Origin of the sequence: Campylobacter concisus (assembly GCF_050447485.1) — a bacterium.
In the GTDB taxonomy this organism is placed as follows: Bacteria; Campylobacterota; Campylobacteria; order Campylobacterales; family Campylobacteraceae; genus Campylobacter_A; species Campylobacter_A concisus_BQ.
On the sequence record NZ_JALMFY010000001.1, the window covers coordinates 734845 to 758035 of the forward strand.

Below are 23191 nucleotides of genomic sequence, written 5' to 3' on the forward strand. Positions count from 1 at the left end.
ATTTAAATTTCGCTACTCAAAAAGCCCTTTTTCGATGTCGATCTTGACGTTAAAGGTCTCAAAACACTTCGCACTTGCGATCCTGCCCTTTGCGGTGCGCTCGATAAAGCCATTTGCAAGCAGATATGGCTCGATCACGTCCTCAACCGTGCCTTCGTCCTCGCTAAGTGCCGCAGCGATCGTGCTAAGCCCCATCGGACGGCGCCTTGCTTGCATTAAAATTTCTAAATACCTAATATCCATCTCATCAAATCCAAGCGAATTTACCCCAAGCGCATTAAGTCCCTCCTTTGCACGCTCGTGGCTGATAACTAGCTCGTCATTTACCTCGGCAAAGTCGCGGATACGCTTTAATAATCTAAGAGCGATCCTAGGCGTGGCGCGTGAGCGTTTGGCGATCTCAAGCGAGGCGTTTTTATCGCACTCTTTGCCAAGTTTGGCTGAGGCGATCTGCACGATACGGCTTAGCTCGCTACTTGTGTAAAACTGCAGCCTAAAATCCATCCCAAAGCGGTCTCTTAAAGGCGCTGAGATCATACCAGCACGTGTCGTTGCGCCAATAAGCGTAAATTTTGGCAGGTCTATCTTGATAGTCTGAGCTGCAGGCCCTGAGCCTATGATGATGTCTAGCCTAAAGTCCTCCATCGCAGGGTAAAGCACCTCTTCGATAGCTGGGCTTAAGCGGTGGATCTCGTCGATAAAAAGCACGTCGCCCTCTTGTAAATTTGTAAGGATCGCTGCTAGGTCGCCACTCTTTTCTATCATCGGCGCTGCGGTCATTTTGATACTTACGCCCATTTCGTTTGCGATGATGTGAGCAAGGGTGGTTTTACCAAGTCCTGGAGGGCCGTAAAATAGCACGTGATCTAGACACTCATTTCGCTTTTTGGCTGCCTTTATAAAGACGTCTAAATTTTGTTTTATCTTTTCTTGACCGATGTAGTCTTCAAATTTTGTCGGCCTAAGCGAGACTTCAAAGTCGTTTTCAAAGCTTACTTTTTCGATTTCAACGATTCTATCCAAAGTTTTTCCTTCTAAATTTAAGGCTTCATTTTACGCTTTTATGCTTAATCTAAGCTCGTTTAAATTTATAGTAAAAGGTGCTGCCCTCGCCATAAACGCTATCAACGCCGTATAAAATTTCATGTTTTTGGCAAATTTCACTGACGATATTTAGCCCAAGACCAAATCCGCCTTGAATTTCATCCTCTCTGACGTATCTTTTCCAGACCCTTTTGACGTCCTTTATCCCCTTGCCAAAGTCCTGCACGCTAAGCTTTATGCGCTCTGCTTCAAGCTCTAAATTTACTATTATCTCACTCTCTTTTGGGCTGTATTTTATGGCGTTTGTGATGGTGTTATCGATGATGCGCTGAGCTTCTACCTTGCTTAGCATAGTAAATGCCTCGCTTGCTAAATTTGTCTTTACTACGATGTGCTTGACATCAGCCACGCTTGAGAGAAATTTCACTCGCTCTTTAACATACTCACCTAAATTTAGCCTCTCAAGTGGGAATTTGATGTAGCCTCGCTTTATGAAGTACTCGACATCTTCGTAGGTTATTTGCATCTGTTTTAGGGCGTTTTTGATGCGGGTTATATACTTGTTTTCAAGCCCCAGCATCTCAAGGTTCATGCCAGCTACGCCAAGTGGCGTCTTTAGCTCGTGCATAGCGTCATTAAAGAAGTTGTTCATATACTTTTGAAACTCTTTATAAGGCTTAACGCTACTTAGATATAAAAAATAGACGATAAATAGCACTGCCACAAGGATGACAAGCAGCGTTATAGCTGTTAAAAAGAGGCTCTTTTTATTATCGAGCTCCTTTTCTACTACGATGTAGTAAGGGGTCTTGTCTTTTATAAAAAAGCTCTTGTAAAAAAGGTACCCGCCCTCTTCTAGAGTTACAAATTTAAAGCTGCTTGGCTCTTTGGTAAGGGTTGAGATGATGGGTTTAAAATTTACATCATAGATAGCAAATTTATATTTTAATGAGCTAACTATATTTTCGTTTTTTAGAAATGAATTTTTGATGATGGTTTCATGCTTCATAGCACCAAAAAGGGCTTTTGAGCTGCTGTTTTTCTGGCTTAAATTTAAGATCACAAAGCTTTGAAAGCAAAAAAGCGACATTATGACAAATGTCGCTATGATCTGGATCTTAAAGCTCTTGTGCATCTATCTTGTAGCCTATGCGCCTCTTTGAGATGATAAAGTCGTTTGTTGTCTTGTTTCTTATCTTTAAAACGTGCATCCTTATATCAGCGCCCTCTATATCTTTGTCATTCCAGACAAGATCTCTAAGCTCCTCCATGCTGACGTAAGAATTTAGATGTGAGACCAAACACTCGACCAAAGCGACCTCTTTTGCACTAAGATCAACAGCTTTGTCATTTTTATATAGCACACGCTTGTTTAGGTTGAAGCTAAACTCGTCATTTATCTTAACTATGTTTTTATCGTCAGTGCCATAGTATTTTCGCATAAGCTCAGCAACTCTAAATTTAAGCTCAGCAAGCTCAAATGGCTTTTTTAGATACTCATTACAGCCAAGTTCGTAGCCAATCGCCATATCGTCTATATCGACTAGAGATGTCGTTATCATGATAGGAGCGTTTGGATTTAGACTTCTTATATACTTGATGACTTCGTGACCATTTACTCCAGGCACTTTTATGTCAAGTATAAAAAGGTGATAGAAATTTTTCTCTATCAAGTCGCAAGCCTCTTGACCGTCGCTCACCGCTGTAACTTCATAACCAAGCGTCTGCAAAAACTCACAGACGCTCTCTTGAAACCCCAAATCATCTTCTAAAAGCAAAATCTTCAAAATGTTCTCCTAAAAAACAAACTTTAATAAGATTTTTATCTATTGTAATACTTAATAGGTAAATTTCAAATTAAAATTCTTTTTTAAGTATTAAATAAAAATTTGTCCTGCATAGACTATGTAATATCTTAGCAAAAAGACACCGCAAATGACTAAAATAGCGTTTAGCACGGCAAATTCGCGTTTGAAATCATGCACCTTTAAAACGCTTAAGTCCAAAATGATAGGCACAGCCATACCAAGACCTATGACACCGATATAAAACATCAGCCCAAGAGAATTTGCGCTAAGTGCGTTTGCTACGCTCTGCGCACCACTTGCACTTGCACCTTTTACAACCATAAAAAGAGCGACTATCAGCAAAAACTCGACTATTATCGCTAAAAAGTCAAATTTTAATAAAAAGTGTGCAGTTTGGTTTTGCGCTCTCTTTTCATCTTTTAGCACGCCAAGAAGCAGTGTAAAAGCACCAGCACAGCTTAAGCCAGAAACTAAGAATAATAGTGGCAAAACTGGCGTGTTCCAAAGTGCGATCTTGTGAGCTGCACTTAGTAAAAAGCCCGTATATGCGCCAACGCCGATGCCTAAGATGAAAAGCAAAACTCCAAGCAAACCTGAAAGCTTGCTAGCTAAATTTGCAAGCGCGTCAAAAAGAGAAATTTTAAGCGACGCGATCTCATTTTTAAACGCACCAATAGCGTATATAACGCTAAGAGGCGTATAAACTAGAAGCAATGCAACGCCTATTGACATAACTGAGTCAAAGTTGTAAAGCAAGAGTATCCAGTAAAAGCTAAGCGGCTTACCAAGATCAAGTACCAAAAGAGCAAGTCCAAGGACGATCGCCACTGGAGCGATAAGAGCGGCTGCTTTAAAGTAGTAGTTATCCTTGCCAAATTTATTTGAGATAAGCACAGCAACGATGCTAGCACCTGCACTAAGTCCTGCTAAAAATAGATAAAAAGCTATCGGCCAGCCCCAGTAAATTTCTGTGTATTGAGCTAGGCTTCCTGACATGTTATTCATGGTGTGCTCCTTTTGTATTTGCGATCATTGCAAGTGAAGGTTTTGTGTTTAACTCCGCTTTTGGCAAGTAGTATTTGCTCTCTTTTAGTTTCTTTGAAATTTTAGAGTTTTCATCATTTACGTCGCCAAAAGTTAGGGCATTTGTAGGGCAGACGCTAACACAAGCTGGCTCTTTGCCCTCTTCTAGCCTACTCTCATAGCAAAATGTGCATTTGCCTATCTCGCCATCTGGTAAGACGTAGCGAGCATCGTATGGACAGGCTAGGATGCAGTACTTGCAGCTAACGCAAATTCTGTGATCAAGCAGTGTCACGCCATCAGCCGTTTTAAAGCTAGCGCCAGTTGGGCAAACCTCAACACAAGGTGCATCTTCGCACATAACGCAGCTTTGACGTAAAAAGTCAGTCTTTAAATTTGGAAATGTCCCACTCATCTTTGCATGCACCTGAAAGCGGTAAAGTCCCCTTGGCACGTTGTTTGCACTTCTGCAAGCTACCGAGCAGCCTTGACAGCCGATGCATAAATTTTCATCATGTATCATCATATATTTTTTCATTTTCTATCCTTACGCTTTACTTATGCTAACGCCAACATTTGTAACCATAGTCGCAGCCACCGGACCCTCAGCTGGATCAAGAAGCACGCTTGTGTTAAGCCCTACGTGATCTATACTCTTAAGGCCTGGCGTGATGTGTCCAAAGCCGTGATAGATAAAGAGTGTATCTTCTCTAATGCCCTCAGTCACCATAAGCTTGCCCTTTTGCTCGCCAAATTTATTTTTGACTAAAACCGTGTCGCCGTCACGTAAATTTTGCTTTTTAGCGGTGTTTGGATTGATCCAGATAGGGCTATCGCTCATAAGGTCATTTAAAAATGGCACTGCCTGAGTGTGGCCGTTGGTATGGATAGGCGTTTTGCCGCAAGTTAAGCAAAGCTCGTGTCCGTCAAATGTGTCCATATCTTTGTCATTTAGCGCGCCATACCCTGCAAACTGTGCCTCGACATCAGGTAAAAATAGCTCTATCTTGCCGCTTTTTGTTTTAAGCTTAGCCATATCGTCCATCAAGCCATTTTCTCCTACAAATTTAGCAGCTGCTGGATATTTAGCGACAAATTTATCGATCATGCCTTTTTCTCTAAATAAAATTCCCGGCTCATCCCACGTGATAAAGCCATCTTTTTCTAGTGCGGCGAGTAAATTTACATCTCCACCAGCTTGTTGCATCCTAAACTCACGTATATCGTTCCAAGTGTAAAGCTCGTCTATCTTCATGCGGCGTGCTAGCTCTCTAAAGATAAACGCCCCGTCCTTCGTGTCGCCAACTGGATCAACGACTTTATTTCTTATCATATAAGCTGGTTTTAGACCTGACTTGTCCTCTATGCCCTCGTCGCGCTCAAGGTAGCTGCTCTCAGGCAAGATGACATCAGCAAAGGTCGCCATATCGTTTAGATAGACATCGCTAACTACGATGAGCTCAAGCCTCTTCATCGCCTCTATGCTCTTCATCGTCTCAGCCACGTTTATGAGGTGGTTAAAGCGGATGTTAAACCAGCCTTTTATGGCGTAAGGCTTCTCGTTTAAGATAGCGTTATCTATATCCATCAAAACGCCATGTTTTCTGTTTACAAATTTATGCGCTCCAGCCTCGCCAGCAAAGTCTAGTCTAGTGACTTTTGGCACTTTAAATTTATCATCTGGGTTTTTAAGAACTGGGAATTTATCCTCGCCAACTAGCTTGTTAAAGGTTTTTGCATTTTTGCCACCAAAAAGACCGCCCTTAACCTCCCAGTTGCCCATCATCGCATTTGCAACCATGATGGCTTTTGTCCTCATGTATTCAGCTCTTGTGGTAGTTGTCTTATGCCCAAAATCAAAAATAACTCTTGGAGCAGCTTTATAAATTTCATCAGCGATGCGTCTAACATCACTTGCTTTTATGCCAGTGATTGTCTCTTGCCATTCAGGCGTTTTGCCCTCTACGCTTTTAACAATCTCATCAAAGCCAGTTGTAAATTTTTCTATAAATTCTTTATCGTAAGTACCATTTTGTATCCAAGTGTTGATAAGCGCTAGCACAAAGGCAAGGTCAGTGCCAGGTTTAACTGGTAACCACTCATCGGCCTTTGAAGCCACAACGCTAAATCTTGGCTCAAGCACAAGTAGCTTTGTATCCTTGCTAGCTGCAAATTTAGCAAGCTTTTTAGCATCAGCTATGACGATACCCTCAAAGAGGTTGTGGCCAAAATTTACAACGTATTTTGCATTTGCAAAGTCTCTTTTTAGCTTAGCTATGCCATACATCTGCTCGCAGACCATTTGATAGGTGATCGGACAGCATGAAAAGTGTGAAAAGCAGTTTGGCGAGCCATAAGCTGAGGCAAAATTTACCATTAGCTTGTGCGTTTGCGAGCTTTTACAGGTAAAGACAAAGCTTTCAGGGCCATACTTTTGCTTGATCTCAAGCATCTTTGAGGCGACATAGTCAAGCGCCTCGTCCCAGCTAACCTCACGCCATTTATTTTCGCCTCTCTCACCAGCTCTAATTAACGGCTTTTTGATCCTATTTTCATCATAGAGCTGGCTAAGTCCTGAGCCGCCTCTTGCGCAAAGAGAGGTTGCTGTGCCGCCAGCTTTTGGATTGCCACTTAAAAAGCGAACTTTGCCATCAACGACTTTTGCTTCGATAGGACACCTTGAAGAGCACATCTCACAAAAGCTATGAACGTGCTTTTCGCCTCCATTTGCAGCACCTTGCAAAGCACCACCTGATAGAGATGATGCAGCTGCGCTAACTCCTGCACTGAATTTTAAAAATTCTCTTCTATTTAAGCTCATCTTTCTCCCTTTAAAAGAAATTTTACTTTTGTTATTTTATTATTTAAAGTTGAAACTAAAATTAAATTTTATTTAATAATTTTTTTTAGTTTTTATTTTTTATGATATGTGAGATCAAATATCAAAATAGAGCAAATTTTAAAAATGATAAATTAAGATGGATTAAATTTTAGCGCGATTTTTGCGTGATTTATAAAAATGAAAAATTTAAATTTAAAAAGAGATACTATTTAAGAATTTGATATAAAAAATTGGAAATTTAAAGAAGAATAAAAAGCCGAGAGAGATCTCGGCTTAAGTTTTATATAAGAACTGGAGCTACTATAAATCCAAGGATAACTGATAATGCAACCATTATAGTTCCTGGGATGAAAAATGAGTGGTTAAATACAAATTTACCAACTCTTGTAGTTCCTGTATCGTCCATCGCTATCGCACCTAGTGTTGTAGGATATGTTGGCAATACAAATAGACCAGAAACTGCAGCAAATGAAGCTACAAGGATCCAAATTTGACCTGAATTTTCAGGGCTAGTCATACCAAGAGCAGCAGCAACAGCAGGCATCATAACCTTTGTTGTAGCAGCTTGTGAGTATAGCAAGCAGCTTAAGAAATAAAGCGCAACAGCTAGGATAAATGGATACTGAGTAACGAAGTCTTTTGCAACCTCTTTGATAGCGTCAAGGTGTCCATTAACAAATGTAGTACCAAGCCATGCGATACCAACAACGCAGATGCACGCATTCATACCACTTTGGAAAGTGCTAGTTGATAGAAGTTTGCCTGTCTCAACCTTGCAAGCTACTGCTATCGTAAAGCCGATAGTTAGCATGAAGCTAATGATAGCTGCATCTCTTGAAAGTATAGGTTTTTCTACAAGACCTAAGCTCTTTGAGATACATAGCGCATAACAAACAACGATCAAAACACCAACTGCAAAGATAGCAACTGATCTTTTTGCGTATGGTTTTGGCTCGTGATACTCGACATCCTTAACCTCTGCAACCAAACCTTTTGCAAGTCTATCTTGATAGATAGGATCTTTTGAAAGGTCAAGATCGTAAAATTTATTGATGATAAACGCAGTGATAATCATCGCTACAAATGTAGTTGATATACAAATAAATAACAACACTGGATAGCTAACACCTAGCTTCTCACATAGACCACTCATAGCAACAAAAGCAGCTGAGATAGGGCTCGCAGTGATCGCTACTTGAGAAGAGACAACTGAAAGCGCAAGTGGAGCTGAAGGTTTGATGTTTTGAGTTTTTGCAACCTCAACGATAACAGGGATCATAGAAAACGCAGTGTGTCCAGTTCCTGCAAGGATAGTTAAAAAGTAAGTAACTATCGGAGCAAGGAAGTTGATTTGTTTTGGATTCTTGCGTAAAATTTTTGTTGCTACTTGAACTAAATAGTCAAGTCCGCCAGCAACTTGCAAAGCTGTGATCGCTGAGATAACTGAAGCGATGATCAAGATAACATCCATAGGGATATCTTTCATATCGACTTTCATACCAAGTAAAGCAAGTATCACAACGCCTAGACCACCTGCGTAGCCAACGCCCATACCACCTAGTTTGACACCAAGATAGATGCCGCCAAATAGGACTATAATCTGTAAGATCAGCATTATATCCATCGAAAACTCCTTTATTAAATTTTATTACTAAAATCACCACTTAAGCGTGTCAGAATTTTGGCACGCTTTTAATAATACTTTGCTTAAAATTTTACTTAACCATGCTCGGATTTAGCATATTTTTAGGCTCTAAAATCTTATCGATCTCTTCTTTGCTTAGATAGCCTCTCTCTAGGCAGATATCGCCAACTGCTTTGCCTGTTTGAAGGGCTTCTTTAGCGATACTTGCTGATTTTTCGTAACCGATATATGGGTTAAATGCTGTTACGATACCAACTGAGCCAAGAACTGATTTTAGGCAAGCCTCAGGGTTTGCTGTAAGTTTTTTGATAGCTTTTTGGGCTAGTGTTTTCATAGCATTTTCAAGGATAAATATAGAGTTAAATAGTGCATAAGCGATGCCTGGCTCAAACGCATTTAGCTCAAATTCGCCTCTTTCAGAGCAAAGCATGATAGTTACATCGTTGCCGATTACTTCATAGCAAGCTTCACCTACAACCTCAGCGATAACTGGATTTACCTTACCTGGCATGATTGAGCTGCCTGGTTGCATTTGAGGTAAATTTATCTCGCCAAGACCACATCTTGGACCTGAGTTCATTAGTCTTAAGTCGTTTGCAATTTTTGAAAGTCTAACAGCTGCAGTTTTAAGCGCACCACTTACATGGACGAAGTCTGCAGTATCTTGCGTAGCAGCGATAAAATCATCAGCCTTTTTAAAATCAACTCCAGTGATCTCTTTTAGTTTTTTAACAACTACATTTTTATACTCTGGGTGGCAGTTGATACCTGTGCCTATCGCAGTTGCACCCATGTTTAGATGTGTCATTGACTCACGAGCTGCTGTGATCTTTTCGATGTCACTTTTGATGTAGCTTGCAAATGCGTTAAAAGTATTGCCAAGTGTTGTAGGGACGGCATCTTCAAGCTCTGTTCTACCCATTTTGATGATATCTTTAAATTCTTTTGCTTTTTTCTCAAGCTCATCTTTTAGTAAATTCATAGCAGCAAGCAAGTCAGTAAGTTTTGCATAAGTTGCTACTTTAATAGAGCTTGGATAAGTGTCATTTGTGCTTTGTCCAAGGTTTGTGTGATCATTTGGATGGATGTATTGATACTCGCCTTTTTTATGGCCAAGGCTCTCAAGTGCGATATTTGTGATAACCTCGTTTGAGTTCATATTTGTACTTGTTCCTGCTCCACCTTGAACCATATCAACGACAAATTGATCTAAAAACTCACCAGCTATTACTCTATCAGCAGCTTTTGCCAAAGCATCAGCTATCTTTGGATCTAAAACGCCAACCTCTTTATTTGCAAGCGCAGCAGCTTTTTTGATCTGTGCAAATGCCTTTACAAAGTATGGATACTCTTTTAATGTTCTACCACTCATGTGGAAGTTCTCAGTAGCCCTAAATGTTTGGATGCCATAGTAAAAATTGTCAGAAATTTCCAACTCGCCAATAAAATCATGTTCTCTTCTGGTTGCCATAACAGCTTCTCCTTAGTAAAAAATTGTTACCAAGTGAAATTATATAGGTATTTGAGATTTTAAATATTAATGACTACTTATTTTTTTTAAGTTTTAAGATTTTTGGTTGATAGGACGACATTTGAAGCAAAATTATATTTCATATTTAAGCTAATTTTTAGGAATTTACTTGTCTAAATTGTTATATTACTAATAATATTACTTTTTTATTATATAAAAAGGAGTAAATTATCTCAGATTTGTCCTACACTTTAAGTTTAAAAGCCATTTTTGAGAAAATTTAATATAAAATAAATATAAATTTACAAAATTTATAACAGCCAGGCTAAAATTTAATAGTTAAAAAATTTTTAAAATAATATTTTGTTTAGCAGTAAGTAAGGTAAAAAATTAAATTTTATTAAATTTGCTATCATCTTTTAAAACAGCTCCTAAAAAGGCAACCATAAGAATAATAATTGATTAAAAATTTATCATTTGTCCTTATTTATTTTAAATATAACTTAAGCTAAGTTTTTACTAAGCGTAAAAATCCTTATCTTATACATTAATATATTTTGCAAAAAATAAGTCAAAAAACCAAAACTATCTTAATGTAAATGCTATCGGAAAGCGAAGATAGCGGTCTTCTTTTGGTTTTGGAAACTCAGAGCTTGCTCTTTTGACATTTTCTAAAGCACCATTGTCAAGCGACTCAAAGCCTGAACTTTTAGTAACCTTTAGCTCGTCTATGCTGCCGTCTGTTTTAAGCAAAAATCTAACTTCAACAACGCCTTGATGCTTCATCCTTCTAGCGTTATTTGGGTAGTTTTTATGCTTTTTCACAGCCGCTATAACCTTGCTAAAGTCCTCATCGCTTTGTGCGTTTGATAAATTTAGCTCTTGCGCTACTTTTTGAGCTGGAGTTGCGGCGATAGACTTGTTATTTGCTGGTAAATTTGAATTTATAGCAGGTGTTGGGGTCGCGGCAGGAGATGGCGCAGTGATAGCAGGTGTTGGCTCCACCTTTGGCTCAATTTTTGGCTCAGGGCGAGGCTCAGGCTTTGGCAGTGGCTTTTTCTCCACTTTTTTAGGTTCAGTTTTAGGCTTTTCTACCTTTTTTGGCTCTGGTTTTGGCAGTGGCTTTGGCTCTATTTTTGGCTCCGGCTTAGGTTCTGGTTTTGGCGGCTCTGGCGGTGGAGCCGGAGGTGTTGGCTCTGGTATTAGCACTTGTTCGCTTATCTGCGGAGCTGAAGTTTGCGGCACTGGAGTGAATGAATTTAGAGCTATTTTTATAGGTTTTTGCTCGCCTATCTTTATCTCACTAAAGTTATGTGAAAGCAAAAAATAAGCTGCTGCTACATGCACTATCGCCGATACTGCTAAGCCACTATAGTTTGAAATTCTATTCAGAGACTGTTTGGATTGCAAAGTTTTCGTGTCCCTTTTCTTTTAATATATCTATGACCTTCACAAAGCTCTCAAATTTAGCGTTTTTGTCGCTTTTTAGCTGCACTAAAGTCTTAGTATCAATGGCATTTAGCTTATCTTTCAGCTCATCTTCCGAAATTTCCGCGTCATCTATAAAAAATTTATTATCTTTATCGATAACGACACTCACTTTTTTCTCTTCCTCTTTTATCTGCTCGGTGCTGTTAGCGCTTGGTAGATCGACTGCGATCTTGCCCTGAGCGATGAAGGTCGAGATGCTTAGCACGATGGCTAGCAAAACGAGCATGATATCGATAAATGGGACGATATTTAGCCCATCTTTTTTATTTAGACGCATTTTTGGCCTTGTATCTGTTTATCATGACATCGACTTTTCTAACAAAGCCGTTGTAGATCATAAGCGTTGGGATCGCCACAAGTAGGCCAAATGCGGTCGCTTTTAGCGCTAAAGATAGACCGATCATGATACTTTTTGTATCGATGCCGCCAGCCATACCCATGTCATAAAATGTGATCATGATGCCAGCAACTGTGCCAAGAAGTCCGATATATGGGGCATTTGAGTAGATGATATAAAGTGTGGTTAAATTTTTTGTCAGCGCCCCATCAAGCTCTTCGATGTTTTTGTAGCTATTTATATCTACGCGTGAGTAAAAAATGATACGCTCTATCGTATACCAAAGCACAAAAAAGCTCATAACGCCCAAAATACCGATGATTATATAGTCAATGTTGTGTTTTAAAAGTTCCATAATACCTCTTAGTTTTAAAATTTGAGCGTGATTATAACTATATTGATAGTTAATGTCAAATATATTGTAAAAATGTAATCTAAAAATATTTTATAAGAAGAGAAATTTAAAGAGAATAGATCTGAAAATTAGCGCAAATCTGCGTTATTAATTATATAAATACGATAGATAAGCGCTAAATTTTATAACTTGATAATTGTTTTTAATATAAATATATGGCTAAATTTCTAGCTCTTTTACTACACGTGCGTTTAGTGCCATTTGCATGTGATGTAAAAATACATTTTGATAAAAATCACCGCTATGCCCTGGTGCGTCGTAGGTTTGCACTAAATTTGCAGGCACGATGATCTCTCTTTTTAAATTTTGCTCATTTGCGCTAAGTCTTAGGTGAGAAACAAGCTGATAGATGCACATATCGGTGCAGTCGCCCATAATGACAAAGCTATCAAATTTGCCTATAAATTTATTAAACTCCTGCGAGTAAGCGATGCTAAGTGAGTTTTTATAAAAAGTCTTCATCTCATTAAAAAAGTCTAAATTTCTTAGCTCATCAACTGCCTGTGCTTCATTTTGCCCTTTTAAGGCATGAGCTGGAAAGCTCGCAAACTCAGCTGAATTTGGCTCATGAGCATCTTGGATGAGGATGAAATTTTTAAGGTCAAATTTATCCCTTGCTAGTTTAAAAGTATCTGCTATACCCTTTGAGAGCTCACCCACACGCTTGCTAGCTAGTGCGCCTTCACAACAAAAGCCATTTATCATATCAACGCTTATAAATGCCACTTTTTCGCTGCCATTTTTAAAAATTTCACTAAATTTAAGCGCCTTTAGGCCATTTTGCCACGCATTTAGCTCATCTAAAATTTCATTCATCACTTCTCCTTTATAGGTAAATTTATACAAAATGTCTTTGGCTCAAGGGTTATCTCTATGCTGCCTTTGTGCGCTTCTATTATCTGCAGACAAAGGTGCAGTCCTAGGCCATTGCCCTTTAGTTTGCTCGTCTTAAATGGCTCAAAGACGATGTTTTCATTTTTTATAGAAACTCCGCTGTCATAGACTATAAATTTATGTTCATTTGGCGTCTTTTCGTAGCTTAGTCTCACCACGCCTTCGTCGTTTTCGTCCTCTTCGATAGCATCGATCGCATTAAATAAAATGTTTTGAAAAACCATCGCTATGAGGTCAAAGTCGCCCTCATATGTGGCGTCAGGGAAATTTAGCTCAAAAGTTATATCTTTTGAATACTCATAAAATTTAAGCGCCTCTTCGCACTCACTTTTGATGTCTAAAAAGTTAAATTCCTTTGGCGTGATGCTAAGCCCTTTTGTAAAAAGAAGTGTGGCTTTGATGATGCGCTCAACTCGCCAAATTCCCTTTTGTATCTGCTCGACGATAGGCAAAATTTTTGGCTCAGCCCTTTTTAAAAGGGTGGAATTTAAAAGCGAGATAGAGCCTATGGGGTTTCTTATCTCGTGAGCTAGGTGTGCTGCTACTTGACCCATCGAGGCTAGGCGTTCGGTGCGTTTTTCCTGCGTTATGTCGGTAGCTGAGATGATCTTTTTATCATCTTTGACCACCTTTTTTACTAGATAAATTTGTGAGCCAAAATTTAGCTCGCCCTCATCTTTTGGAACGAAATTTAACGCCTTGCCGAGCTTTTGTGCCTCTGAGTTTTGCAAGAAAATTTCATCATTTTCATCAAGCACCCAAATGGCATTTGGCAAAATTTCCACGATATCTTTTATAAAACCTTGCAAGCTCATATAAGAAGCGGTCAAATTTTTATACTCACGCTCTATCAGATAGGTCTGCTCTATCAGGCTTTTTAGGCCATTTTGTATATCGATATCACTCACAGCAACTCCTCATAATCTTTTATCTCATAAAGCCTAAGCCGCTCATCTTTTAAGCCTAAAAGCTCGTTGCTAAAGCCACTTTTTGAAAAAAGCGCCACGATATCGGGCTTTATGCCAAGCCTTTCGCACTTGTGAAGCACTAAATTTAAGACATTTTTGCAAATTTTTCGCTCTTTGTACTTTGCTTCGCCGACTATTATCTTGCCATTTATGCTAAAAAGCATGTCTAGCTCTATATTTTTGCTCCAAAATGAGCTTAGTAAAATGCCGTTAAATCCAAGCTTTTTAGCCATTAGCTCGCCGCTTAAAAGCTCAAATCCAAGGCTCGCGTACTCATCAAATTCTCTTCTTATAAGCTCTAAAATTTCCTCACTCTTGCCCTCTTTTAAAAGGCTTAAATTTGGCTCGATAAATCTAAACCAAAACCTTGAAAAATGGCTATTAAAATGAATTTTATCCTCTATCTTATAAGCTCGCTCGCTCTTTTTTAAAATTTGACGCTTGTTTTTTACTCGTGGCTTTTCTTGGCTCTTTTCAAGCACTAAAAAATCCTTACTAAAAAGCTTTGCATAGACCATATTTGTCATGCTTTGGGTCAAAATTTTGTTTATACTAAATTTCTTTCTGTCGCTTCTAGCAAGCTTAATGAGAGCCATTTTGATGGCCTCGTCGCTATCCTCGTCAAAGTAAAACCTAGCCATCAAATTTTTATAATCATCTAAAATTTCAGCCCTGATCGCCTCAAAAACATCGTAGTATGAGCCCTTTAATAAAAAGTCATCAAAAACAAGATGAAATTTTATAACTTCAGCAATACCAAGGTGCTTCATCCGCTCAAATGTCGATTTTATGGCTAAAATTTCGTATCCTTTGTGTGGCGGATTGTAGCATATTTTTAGAAAATTTTAATTATAATCACGCAAAAACTAAAAGGCTAAAGTTGGTAAATTTAGAGCACATTAGAAGAGATATTATTTTAAAAAAAGGGATACATTATTTCGACTACACCGCCTCAGGACTTGCGTATAAGCCTATCGAGGACGAGGTCGCTGATATCTTAAAAACATACGCCAACACCCACTCGCTAACATCCTCAAACGCCTATAAAACGCAGCTTTTATATGATAACGCTAGAAGCGAACTAAAGCGTGCATTGGGGCTTGATGATAGATTTTATCTCATAGCCACTGGATACGGCGCCACTGGTGCGATCAAGAAATTTCAAGAGCTTTTGGGGCTTTACGTGCCTCCAGCTGCTAAAAGAAGGTTTGATCTAAAGCCAAACAACGACTCGCCGCTAGTCATACTTGGCCCTTACGAACACCACTCAAATGAGGTGAGCTTTAAAGAGGCTCTTTGCGAGGTTGAGCGTATAAGGCTCGCAAAAGATGGCAGCATCGATCTATCTCACTTGGAGCAAATTTTAAAGATAAACGCAGGGCGCGAGATCATCGCTAGCTTTAGCGCAGCCTCAAACGTCACAGGCGTCATAAGCGACTACAAGCAAATTTATACGCTTGTTAAGAAATTTGGCGGCATCGTGGCATTTGATGTGGCGAGCCTTAGTGCCTATGCAAATTTAGACTGCGACTACTTTGACGCGCTCTTTATCTCGCCGCATAAGCTTCTTGGCGGAGTTGGCAGTTGTGGGCTACTGGCAATCAAAAAAGTGCTAGCAAATGACGATGTACCAAGCTTTGCAGGCGGTGGCACGGTAAGCTATGTGAGCAAAAACTACCATATATTTTTAAAGGATCAAGAGGCACTTGAAGAGGCTGGCACACCGCCTATTTTGGGGCTTATACGGGCAAATTTGGCTTACAAGCTAAGAGAAGAGATAGGGCTTGCTACCATTTATGAAAACGAAAGCGAGCTTAGCGACTATCTTTGCCAAAGGCTAAGAGAAATCCCAGAGCTTATAAGCTACTGCCCACCAAATTTAAAGCGCCTTGCCATTTTTTCATTTAATGTAAAAAACGTAGCTCCATACGAGCTTTCAAAAATTTTAAGCAAAGAGTATGGCATACAAACACGCGCTGGCTGCTCGTGCGCAGGCTCATACGGACACGATCTTTTGGGACTAAAAGAGGATCCAAGCTTCACCCACAAGCCAGGCTGGGTGAGAGTTAGCCTGCACTATACGCATACCTTTGAGGATATTGATTATTTGGTGAGTGCGATCAAGAAAAGTATCGAGAAATACGCACTTTCGTGGCAGGTTAAAGACCCTTTTGACGTAAAAGAGATAAGTGGGTGTGTCGGTGAGTAAGAAAAATGTTTTGATAGTTGCGGGAAGCGACAGCGTCGGTGGTGCAGGAGTGCAGGCGGATATAAAAAGTTGCGAGACATTTGGTTGCTTTAGCGCAAGCGTCATCACAGCCGTGACCGCGCAAAATACAAATGGCGTTAGCAGCGTGCTTGCGATGCCTGCAAGCATGGTAAAAGCGCAGTTTGAGATGGTGCTAGCCGAGCTTGATATAGACGCTGTGAAGGTTGGCATGCTCTTTAATGAGGAGATAATAGCCGTTGTAAGCGCGTTTTTAAAGGAGTTAAGAGCTAAAAATGTGCCAGTTGTCATAGACCCAGTTTGTGTGGCAAAGTCAGGGGCAAAACTGCTTGAAGACGCAGCGATCGAAGCGCTAAAAGAGCTTTTAAACCTCGCAACTATCGCCACGCCAAATGTAGATGAGGCTAGGATTTTGGGTATTGACTTTGCAAATTTGCCTTGCGATATGGTGCTAAAGCGAACAAAGGTTGGTGAAATTTGCGAGGATACGCTCTATCTAAAAGGTGGCGAAGTGATGAAATTTAGCGAGGAGCTTTTTGAGCCTAGAGTGATGCACGGCGCTGGATGTAGCTTCTCAAGCTCGCTAGCGGCCATTTTAGCGCAACAAAACGATCTAATAAGCGCCATAAAAATGGCTAAAAAATTTGTGGCAAATGGGATAAAAAATGTTCATAAAAGTAAATTTGGCGCAAGACTTATAGATCATAAAGAGGGGCTTGATGGCTGAAATTTACGCTATCAGTGATGACTTGCTAATGCCTGAAAATTTGGCATTGGAGTACACAAGAGAAATTTTGGAGTGCGGGGTTAAATTTTTTCAGTTTAGGTCAAAAAAAGCGGTCAAAAATGAAAGGCTTGCAAGTGAAATTTTAAATTTATGTGAGAAATTTGGCACGAAATTTATCGTAAATGACGATGTCAAATTTGCTAAAAAGATAGGCGCAAAGGCCGTTCATCTAGGCAAAGAGGACGAGGGTATAAAAGAGGCATTTGATATTTTGGGCAAAGACGCATATGTTGGCGTTAGTTGCTATGGCGATATAAATTTAGCCATAAATGCCGCTAAAAACGGGGCTAACTACGTTGCTTTTGGCTCTGTTTTTGTAAGCCCCACAAAGCCAAATGCCCCAAAATGTGATCTCGAAGTGGTTAAAGAGGCAAAGCAAATTTTAAACCTACCTGTTTGCGTGATAGGTGGCATAAATGAGACAAATATCGGCTCACTCTCCTATGCAAATCCCGATCTCATCGCCGTTATCTCAGCGATCTACAAAGATGGTAACATCAAAGAAAATATAAAAAATTTACAAAAGATAATCAAGGCAAATTTCTAGGATAAAAGTGGCTTTTTGACTAAATTTGCTTAAAAATTATAAATTTAAATATTTTTATACGACTTTTACTCAAAATTTTAAAATCTTATTCACTCGCCTTAGCAGACTACAAAATTTAGAGCCGTGATATGCTCGCTCATAAATTTTAAAATTTGCTAGAAATTTCTTAAAAATAAACCGCATGCAGTGCTTTAGCACTGAAGCATGCACATCTAGCGTGCGAGGGGATTTTACTTCGACTTTGTCTCGTAACTGCAAGCAGACAGGGGATTTTAAAAGGGGAATAAGGGGACGGCCTCGTAACTCAAGCCCCCCTTGTCTCCATTTTGATAAAAACTTTAAATTTCTAAAAAACTATTTTTACAAATTTTAAAACTTTTACTGCTGGCAAGAATTGACCACTAGAATTATTCATTTATAAAATTTATTTTTTCTTAAATTTTCTAAAACTATTTTAATAAATTATATTTATGTAATTTATTTTAATAAAATCATAATAATTTAAACTTTAGTTTGGTACTATTTTGTCAGATTTACAAAAAGGTAAAATGATGAAAAAGGCTCTATTTCTAGGATGTAGCGCACTTTTATTATTAGTGGGCTGCAAGGAAAGCAATATAGGCATTGTTAAAAACTATATTTTAAAAGGTAATAAATCAATAACGATAGGCTCGGCGATAGATAGCTTTAAAGGTTGCTCAAGTACTCAGTGGCAAGACATTAGTAGCGATGGAAAGAAAGTGGTTAAAGTAAGCTGCGTAGTGGGGAAAAAAGTACTTGAAGATGAGTTTAAAAGAAAAAATAACGGCTACATAAAAGCTATAAATAATGCCAAGGCTGCTCAGCAAAAAAAAGTTGATAACAGCTTGGAGCTAGCACTTGATAGCGCAAATAGCATATTAAAGAACGGTAAAAGCATAGATAAAGAGACTATTTTATCCATCGCAAACAAGCACTGTAAATTTGATCCGACGAAAGAAAGCGCTAGCTATATAGCCTCTGTTAGCTGTGACCTTGAGTTTAAAAATGAGCTTGCTCAAATTTTAGATATGAAGCAAAAATGGGTCTTTGACAACGTCGTAGCCCAAAGCAAATACGCTGCCTACTACTCGCAAAAAGAGCCAGAATTGATCTATTTTGGTGAAAATACTAAAAAGATAAATGAGAGAGTTATTGAACTTACTTTCACGATAAATAGTGATAAAAGTGTTAATATCTCAAAGGTTACAAAGATAGATGACGGCGATACAAAAGATATAAACCGCGGTTTGGTGGCGATGTTTTACGCAAGATAAATTTTGATACTAAAATAAATATATTTAAGTTTAAAAGTATTACATTTTAAAAGCATACTCTTGCTCATTTTGATAAGAGCAAATTTATTATTTTGAGAAGTTAAAATTATATTTTACCATCTACTAAAGCTCGTAACTCTTCTTTGATAGCTTCATAAGTAAAAATTTAATAAAATCCCAAAATATCAACAAAAAGAGTCTTTATGGATGAGTTTTTAAAACAGGCTTGGCGTGCAAATAAAATTTATACAAATGCTGCTGCTAGCGTGCCATTTTATCCAGATCTGCTAGCTCTTCTTTTAGTTTGCGACGAGAAAAATTTAGATCAATTTATGGCGCTTGATGAGTTTAGAGCGGTGCTAAAAAGGCTTAAGGTTGAGCTAGATATATTTAGCATACAAAGTGCGCAGCTTGCGACTCTTAAGGCGCTAAACGAGGCTAAAATTTCAAGCGATGAGATATTAAAATACCTAGAAATATTGCGTGATGAAAAGATCATAGATAATGAGAAATTTGCCTTTTTAGAAAAGATCATAAGCAAAAACAAAGGGGCTAATGAGGCTAAAATTTCTCATGCCAAGCCAAAAGATCACTTTCATAAAAACCTAGACTTTTTAAATGAGATAAACGAAAAAGCAAGCTTACTTGATAGCGATAAAACATTTTTAGAGGCACTTATGGCTGCCAAAAAAAGATCAAACGAAACGCTTTTTAACATAGCTGCAAGTGGCGTTATAAACTCTGGCAAATCAACCCTTTTAAACGCCCTTTTAAACAAACCCGTTCTTGGCGCTTCAAACGTGCCAGAAACGATAAATTTAACCATTTTAAAATACTCCAAAGATAGCTTTGCAAGGGTAAATTTTTACACCTTAGATGAGCTTTTAGCACTTGGCGTACCAAGCGAAAATTTACCAAGCAAAAGCGTAGATATCGGCATAGACGAGATAAAAAACTACACCTCTTCAAGCTCAAAAACGGCAAATCTCGTAAAAAGCGTCGAGCTTTATGACGATTTGGAGCTTTTAAAGGACAACGTCTGCATCATAGACACGCCAGGCATCGATGATGCGGTGGTTTTAAGGGAGCAGATCACTACAAATTTTATGAAGAAGTGCGACCTTTTAGCCCACCTCATGAATGCCTCGCAAAGTGCCACGCAAAAAGACGCTCTATTTTTAAAAAAATGCCTTGAAAACTCGCACATCGTAAGGCTTGCTGTGGTGCTAACTCACGCTGATGAGCTAAGTGCTAAAGAGCTAAACGAGACGCTAAACTACACTAAAAAAGCGATTGCTGAGCAGATAAATGGCGTTGAGATTGATTATTTTGCGCTTAGTGCAAAAAGCTACTTAGAAGGTGCTGCAAATAGCGGTGTAGAGGAGTTTAAAGACTATCTTTACGAGGTGCTCTTTGGCAAAAATTCTAAAAAATCAGCCCTTATCTTAAGCTCCTATCAAAAGGAGCTAAAAAATATCCTAAATATCAAGCTTGAGGCCACTAAGGCTGAAATTTTGTCGCTCAAAGCTTATGAAGTAGGGCTTAAAAAGCTTCAAAATGAGCAGGCAAACGTCAAAAACGCACTTAGTGAAAATTTCTTTAAACTTGAAAGCCTAACTCAAAACGAGCTTGCAAAGCTTGAAAGCAGCAACACCAAAAACATCTATAAAATGGGGCTTGAGACGCTTTTACAAAACCTAAACGATAAGGTAAAAAGCGAGATAGCCTACTGCAAAAGCAAAAAGCAAAGCTTAAATTTTGAGCGCCTAGAGCAAATCGCAAAAACGACACTTCGAGACGGTGTGATGGCACTTATGAGAGAGGCTAGAAACGAAACTTTGGTGCAAACAAGATCGTGCGAGCAAAACATCGCTTTAAATTTTGATGATTACGCTATGAGCAAAGATGAGATTTTTAACATCAATAACTTTTTAGAGCAAATGGGCGTAAAGCTTGAATTTAAGGAGCTTTTAGCTGCATTTAGAGCGAAAATTTCAAGTGACGCAAGTGAAGCGCTTTTAAGCTTAAAAGAGGGTTTGCTAAAAGATAAAAATATCTCTCAATTTTGTGAAATTTTAACTGACCACGAAAAAAATCGCCTTTTAAATCTCATAAAAACCTATGAAAGCGCTCAAAAAGCCACGCTTGATAAGAGGCTAAAAGAGCTAGATCGTGAGCTAGAAAAGCTTAGCTCGCAAAATCAAAACTCACTATTAAAACTAAAAGAGCAAAACGCCTTGCAAGATGAAATTTGCTCGCTTTTAGGGGAGCTAGAAAATGTTTAATGAGTTTATAAATGCCTATAAGGCGAGATATTTTAAGGTTTTTACAAGCGACTTTAAAGGCGAGCTAGCAAGGCTGGTAAATGAGCTAAATGATCCAAGCCTGCACGCAAGCGATGAGATAAAAGAGAGCCTAAATTTACTAATCGACACTCTAAATGAGCCGCCTCTCATCGCTGTTATAGGGCAGTTTTCAAGTGGCAAATCAACATTTTTAAATGCTCTGCTTGGACAAAATATCTTGCCATCAGGTCTAACGCCTGTCACGGCAAAGGCTGTGCGGCTAAAATTTGCAAAGATGCCGCTTCTTAGCGTGAAATTTACAAATGGTAGCGAGAGTTTGCTAGCTAGCAGTGAGCTTGCAGAGCTAAACGCCATGAGCGAGCAGATAAAGAGCATGACACTTTATGCGCCAAGTGAAATTTTAAAAGAGGTAAATTTCATCGACACGCCCGGGCTAAACTCACTACGAGATGCCGACACGAAAGAGACTAAAAACACGCTCAAAAAAGTCTGTGGCGCGATCTGGCTAAGCCTCGCAAACAACGCTGCAAAGGCTAGCGAGCTTGAAAGCGTAGAAGAAATTTTAAGGACAAACGATCTAAAGGCGCTTTGCTTCATCAACCAAAAGGATAAGCTAAGCGAGGATGAGCTTGAAAGCTTGCTAAAGCACGCTAGGCAAACTTACGGCGAGCTTTTTGAAGATATCATCGCCATCTCGTCAAAGCAGGCGCTCAATGGCATCGCAAATGAAAACAAGAGCGAGCTAGAAAGCTCAAATTTTGCTAAAGCACTAAGTGCGGTAAAAGAGGCGTTTTTAAGTGCGAGCTTTAAAGAAAATTTCATAAAAGCAAGGGCGAAAAAGATAGTAAATTTTTTAATTAGCGAGCAAGAAAATCGCCTAAAAGTTTATAGCGCAGCTGATGAAATTTTGGATAAATTTAATGCCACACTTGAAGAAAAACTAGAGGCTATAAAAGAGGAGTTTAAACCTAGAATCGCTCTGCGATACAGCGATATGAGCGAAGCTATCAAGCTTGCAAGCGATGAAGTTTTTAAGCTGCTTAAGCCATTTTCTAGGACAAAATTTAACCCAGCAAAGACGCTTTTAAACAAAGAAATTTATAAGCGCGAGAATTTTGAAATGATAAGCCTTGACACGGACGAAGTCTTTTCAAAGCTCATCTACGAAGATATCGTCTTTTCTAAATTTTTTAAACGCTATAAAAGAGATCTAAAAGAGCTTGAAAATGAGATCATATCGGCTTTTGATGAGCTTTATAAAAGCTTAGAAGATGAGCTTTTCGTTTATAAATCTCGCTATGAGAGCTTTAATCCATTTGATGAGTTTGCCTCAAACTACGAGACAAAATCGATAAATACCTATGCTGGCAGGACCTATGAGAATTTCTTAAGAGAGTATGAAAATGCCAAATTTAAGGCGACGCAAAAGATATCGCTCTTTTTTGAAAAGCTTGACGTAAAGGTCGCATCAAACTACGAAAATGCGCTTAAGCTTGCGGTTTATTTTCTAAAGCAAAAGATCGAAAACTCGCTAAATTCGCACCTGCAAATGGGCACGCCACTCTACATCCCAAGCGCAAAAGAGGTTTATGAGCGCATGCTAAATGCCTTTAGCCTTTATGAATTTGACGATCTTATGTGCTCAAATAACTCTTTTTTAAATAAAACTTTGCTTGACATAAAGACCGAATTTGATGAAATTTACGCCCAAAAAATAGCGATGCTTGAGCGCCTAAAAGCAAAACCAATTGAGCAAATTTTAAAGCTAGAAAAGCTGCAAGAGAGTTCGGTGATGTTAAAGTGAAATTTGACTTTAAACTTGCACATGTGAGTGCCTTGTAAATTTTAAAATTTCATGAGTAAGCTGCATATCAAAGCCTAAATTTAGTAGTCTGCTAAGGCGAGTGAGTAAGATTTTAAAATTTATAAATTTGCTTTGTCATATCAGGTGATCGTCAGGCAAATTTTAAAATTTCATGAGCGAGTAATTTCGGCTCTAAAATTTAAGCTAAGCTGCAAGCGAAGCCAAATTTTAGTAGTCAATTCTTGCGAGCGAATGGAATTTTAAAATTTGTAAAAAAGCTTTATTGA

At 38.8% G+C, this 23191-nt stretch carries 20 protein-coding genes; 6 read left to right on the top strand and 14 right to left on the bottom strand.

The window, feature by feature from the left end; all coding sequences use genetic code 11:
* Nucleotides 1-12 precede the first annotated feature (12 nt).
* From ruvB to MTT29_RS03855, 14 genes are all read right to left on the bottom strand, one after another.
* The gene (gene ruvB, locus MTT29_RS03790) at nucleotides 13-1023 is read right to left on the bottom strand and encodes a Holliday junction branch migration DNA helicase RuvB (protein ID WP_429799800.1); all 1011 of its coding nucleotides are present in this window, start codon (nucleotides 1021-1023) and stop codon (nucleotides 13-15) included.
* Nucleotides 1024-1072: 49 nt separating this feature from the next.
* On the bottom strand, nucleotides 1073-2179 hold the full coding sequence (locus MTT29_RS03795; protein WP_103599047.1) for a sensor histidine kinase: 1107 nt from the start codon (nucleotides 2177-2179) through the stop codon (nucleotides 1073-1075).
* Nucleotides 2163-2831 (bottom strand): response regulator transcription factor, encoded by a 669-nt coding sequence (locus MTT29_RS03800; protein WP_021087309.1) that lies wholly within the window; start codon nucleotides 2829-2831, stop codon nucleotides 2163-2165. Before MTT29_RS03800 ends, MTT29_RS03795 begins: the two co-directional genes overlap by 17 nt.
* Nucleotides 2832-2921: 90 nt before the next feature.
* On the bottom strand, nucleotides 2922-3857 hold the full coding sequence (gene nrfD, locus MTT29_RS03805) for an NrfD/PsrC family molybdoenzyme membrane anchor subunit (RefSeq protein ID WP_429799801.1): 936 nt from the start codon (nucleotides 3855-3857) through the stop codon (nucleotides 2922-2924).
* On the bottom strand, nucleotides 3850-4413 hold the full coding sequence (locus MTT29_RS03810) for a 4Fe-4S dicluster domain-containing protein (protein ID WP_107936265.1): 564 nt from the start codon (nucleotides 4411-4413) through the stop codon (nucleotides 3850-3852). Before MTT29_RS03810 ends, nrfD begins: the two co-directional genes overlap by 8 nt.
* A gap of 9 nt (nucleotides 4414-4422) precedes the next feature.
* The gene (phsA, locus tag MTT29_RS03815) at nucleotides 4423-6696 is read right to left on the bottom strand and encodes a thiosulfate reductase PhsA (RefSeq protein WP_429799802.1); all 2274 of its coding nucleotides are present in this window, start codon (nucleotides 6694-6696) and stop codon (nucleotides 4423-4425) included.
* Between the two features lie 301 nt (nucleotides 6697-6997).
* The gene (locus MTT29_RS03820; protein WP_103599392.1) at nucleotides 6998-8341 is read right to left on the bottom strand and encodes an anaerobic C4-dicarboxylate transporter; all 1344 of its coding nucleotides are present in this window, start codon (nucleotides 8339-8341) and stop codon (nucleotides 6998-7000) included.
* A 91-nt stretch (nucleotides 8342-8432) separates the two neighbouring features.
* A complete protein-coding gene (locus MTT29_RS03825; protein WP_021086578.1) occupies nucleotides 8433-9833 on the bottom strand; it encodes an aspartate ammonia-lyase in 1401 nt (466 codons plus the stop codon).
* Nucleotides 9834-10418: 585 nt separating this feature from the next.
* Nucleotides 10419-11243, bottom strand: coding sequence for an energy transducer TonB (locus tag MTT29_RS03830; RefSeq protein ID WP_429799803.1), 825 nt, complete (start codon nucleotides 11241-11243; stop codon nucleotides 10419-10421).
* Complete coding sequence (exbD, locus tag MTT29_RS03835; protein WP_429799804.1) at nucleotides 11218-11601, bottom strand: TonB system transport protein ExbD; 384 nt, start codon at nucleotides 11599-11601, stop codon at nucleotides 11218-11220. Before exbD ends, MTT29_RS03830 begins: the two co-directional genes overlap by 26 nt.
* Nucleotides 11588-12016 (bottom strand): TonB-system energizer ExbB, encoded by a 429-nt coding sequence (exbB, locus tag MTT29_RS03840; RefSeq protein WP_021087981.1) that lies wholly within the window; start codon nucleotides 12014-12016, stop codon nucleotides 11588-11590. The genes exbD and exbB overlap by 14 nt, the downstream gene beginning before the upstream one ends.
* A gap of 219 nt (nucleotides 12017-12235) precedes the next feature.
* Nucleotides 12236-12892, bottom strand: coding sequence for a cysteine hydrolase family protein (locus MTT29_RS03845; RefSeq protein ID WP_429799805.1), 657 nt, complete (start codon nucleotides 12890-12892; stop codon nucleotides 12236-12238).
* Complete coding sequence (locus MTT29_RS03850) at nucleotides 12892-13878, bottom strand: sensor histidine kinase (RefSeq protein ID WP_429799806.1); 987 nt, start codon at nucleotides 13876-13878, stop codon at nucleotides 12892-12894. Before MTT29_RS03850 ends, MTT29_RS03845 begins: the two co-directional genes overlap by 1 nt.
* Nucleotides 13875-14708 carry a DUF234 domain-containing protein gene (locus MTT29_RS03855; RefSeq protein ID WP_429799807.1) on the bottom strand — a complete coding sequence of 278 codons (834 nt, stop codon included), beginning with the start codon at nucleotides 14706-14708 and terminating at the stop codon, nucleotides 13875-13877. Before MTT29_RS03855 ends, MTT29_RS03850 begins: the two co-directional genes overlap by 4 nt.
* A gap of 110 nt (nucleotides 14709-14818) precedes the next feature.
* Here MTT29_RS03855 and MTT29_RS03860 point away from each other — a divergent pair, with 110 nt between their 5' ends.
* The 6 genes from MTT29_RS03860 (at nucleotide 14819) to MTT29_RS03885 (ending at nucleotide 22904) form a co-directional block, all read left to right on the top strand.
* Nucleotides 14819-16147: an aminotransferase class V-fold PLP-dependent enzyme gene (locus tag MTT29_RS03860; RefSeq protein ID WP_429799808.1), complete on the top strand. Its 1329-nt coding sequence runs from the start codon at nucleotides 14819-14821 to the stop codon at nucleotides 16145-16147.
* Nucleotides 16134-16892: a bifunctional hydroxymethylpyrimidine kinase/phosphomethylpyrimidine kinase gene (gene thiD, locus MTT29_RS03865; RefSeq protein WP_429800454.1), complete on the top strand. Its 759-nt coding sequence runs from the start codon at nucleotides 16134-16136 to the stop codon at nucleotides 16890-16892. The genes MTT29_RS03860 and thiD overlap by 14 nt, the downstream gene beginning before the upstream one ends.
* Nucleotides 16885-17499: a thiamine phosphate synthase gene (gene thiE / locus MTT29_RS03870; RefSeq protein WP_429799809.1), complete on the top strand. Its 615-nt coding sequence runs from the start codon at nucleotides 16885-16887 to the stop codon at nucleotides 17497-17499. Before thiD ends, thiE begins: the two co-directional genes overlap by 8 nt.
* A 551-nt stretch (nucleotides 17500-18050) precedes the next feature.
* Nucleotides 18051-18794, top strand: a complete 744-nt coding sequence (locus MTT29_RS03875) for a hypothetical protein (RefSeq protein ID WP_429799810.1) — start codon at nucleotides 18051-18053, stop codon at nucleotides 18792-18794.
* Nucleotides 18795-18997: 203 nt separating this feature from the next.
* Nucleotides 18998-21079, top strand: a complete 2082-nt coding sequence (locus MTT29_RS03880; protein WP_429799811.1) for a dynamin family protein — start codon at nucleotides 18998-19000, stop codon at nucleotides 21077-21079.
* Nucleotides 21072-22904: a dynamin family protein gene (locus MTT29_RS03885; RefSeq protein WP_429799812.1), complete on the top strand. Its 1833-nt coding sequence runs from the start codon at nucleotides 21072-21074 to the stop codon at nucleotides 22902-22904. The genes MTT29_RS03880 and MTT29_RS03885 overlap by 8 nt, the downstream gene beginning before the upstream one ends.
* Nucleotides 22905-23191 lie beyond the last annotated feature (287 nt).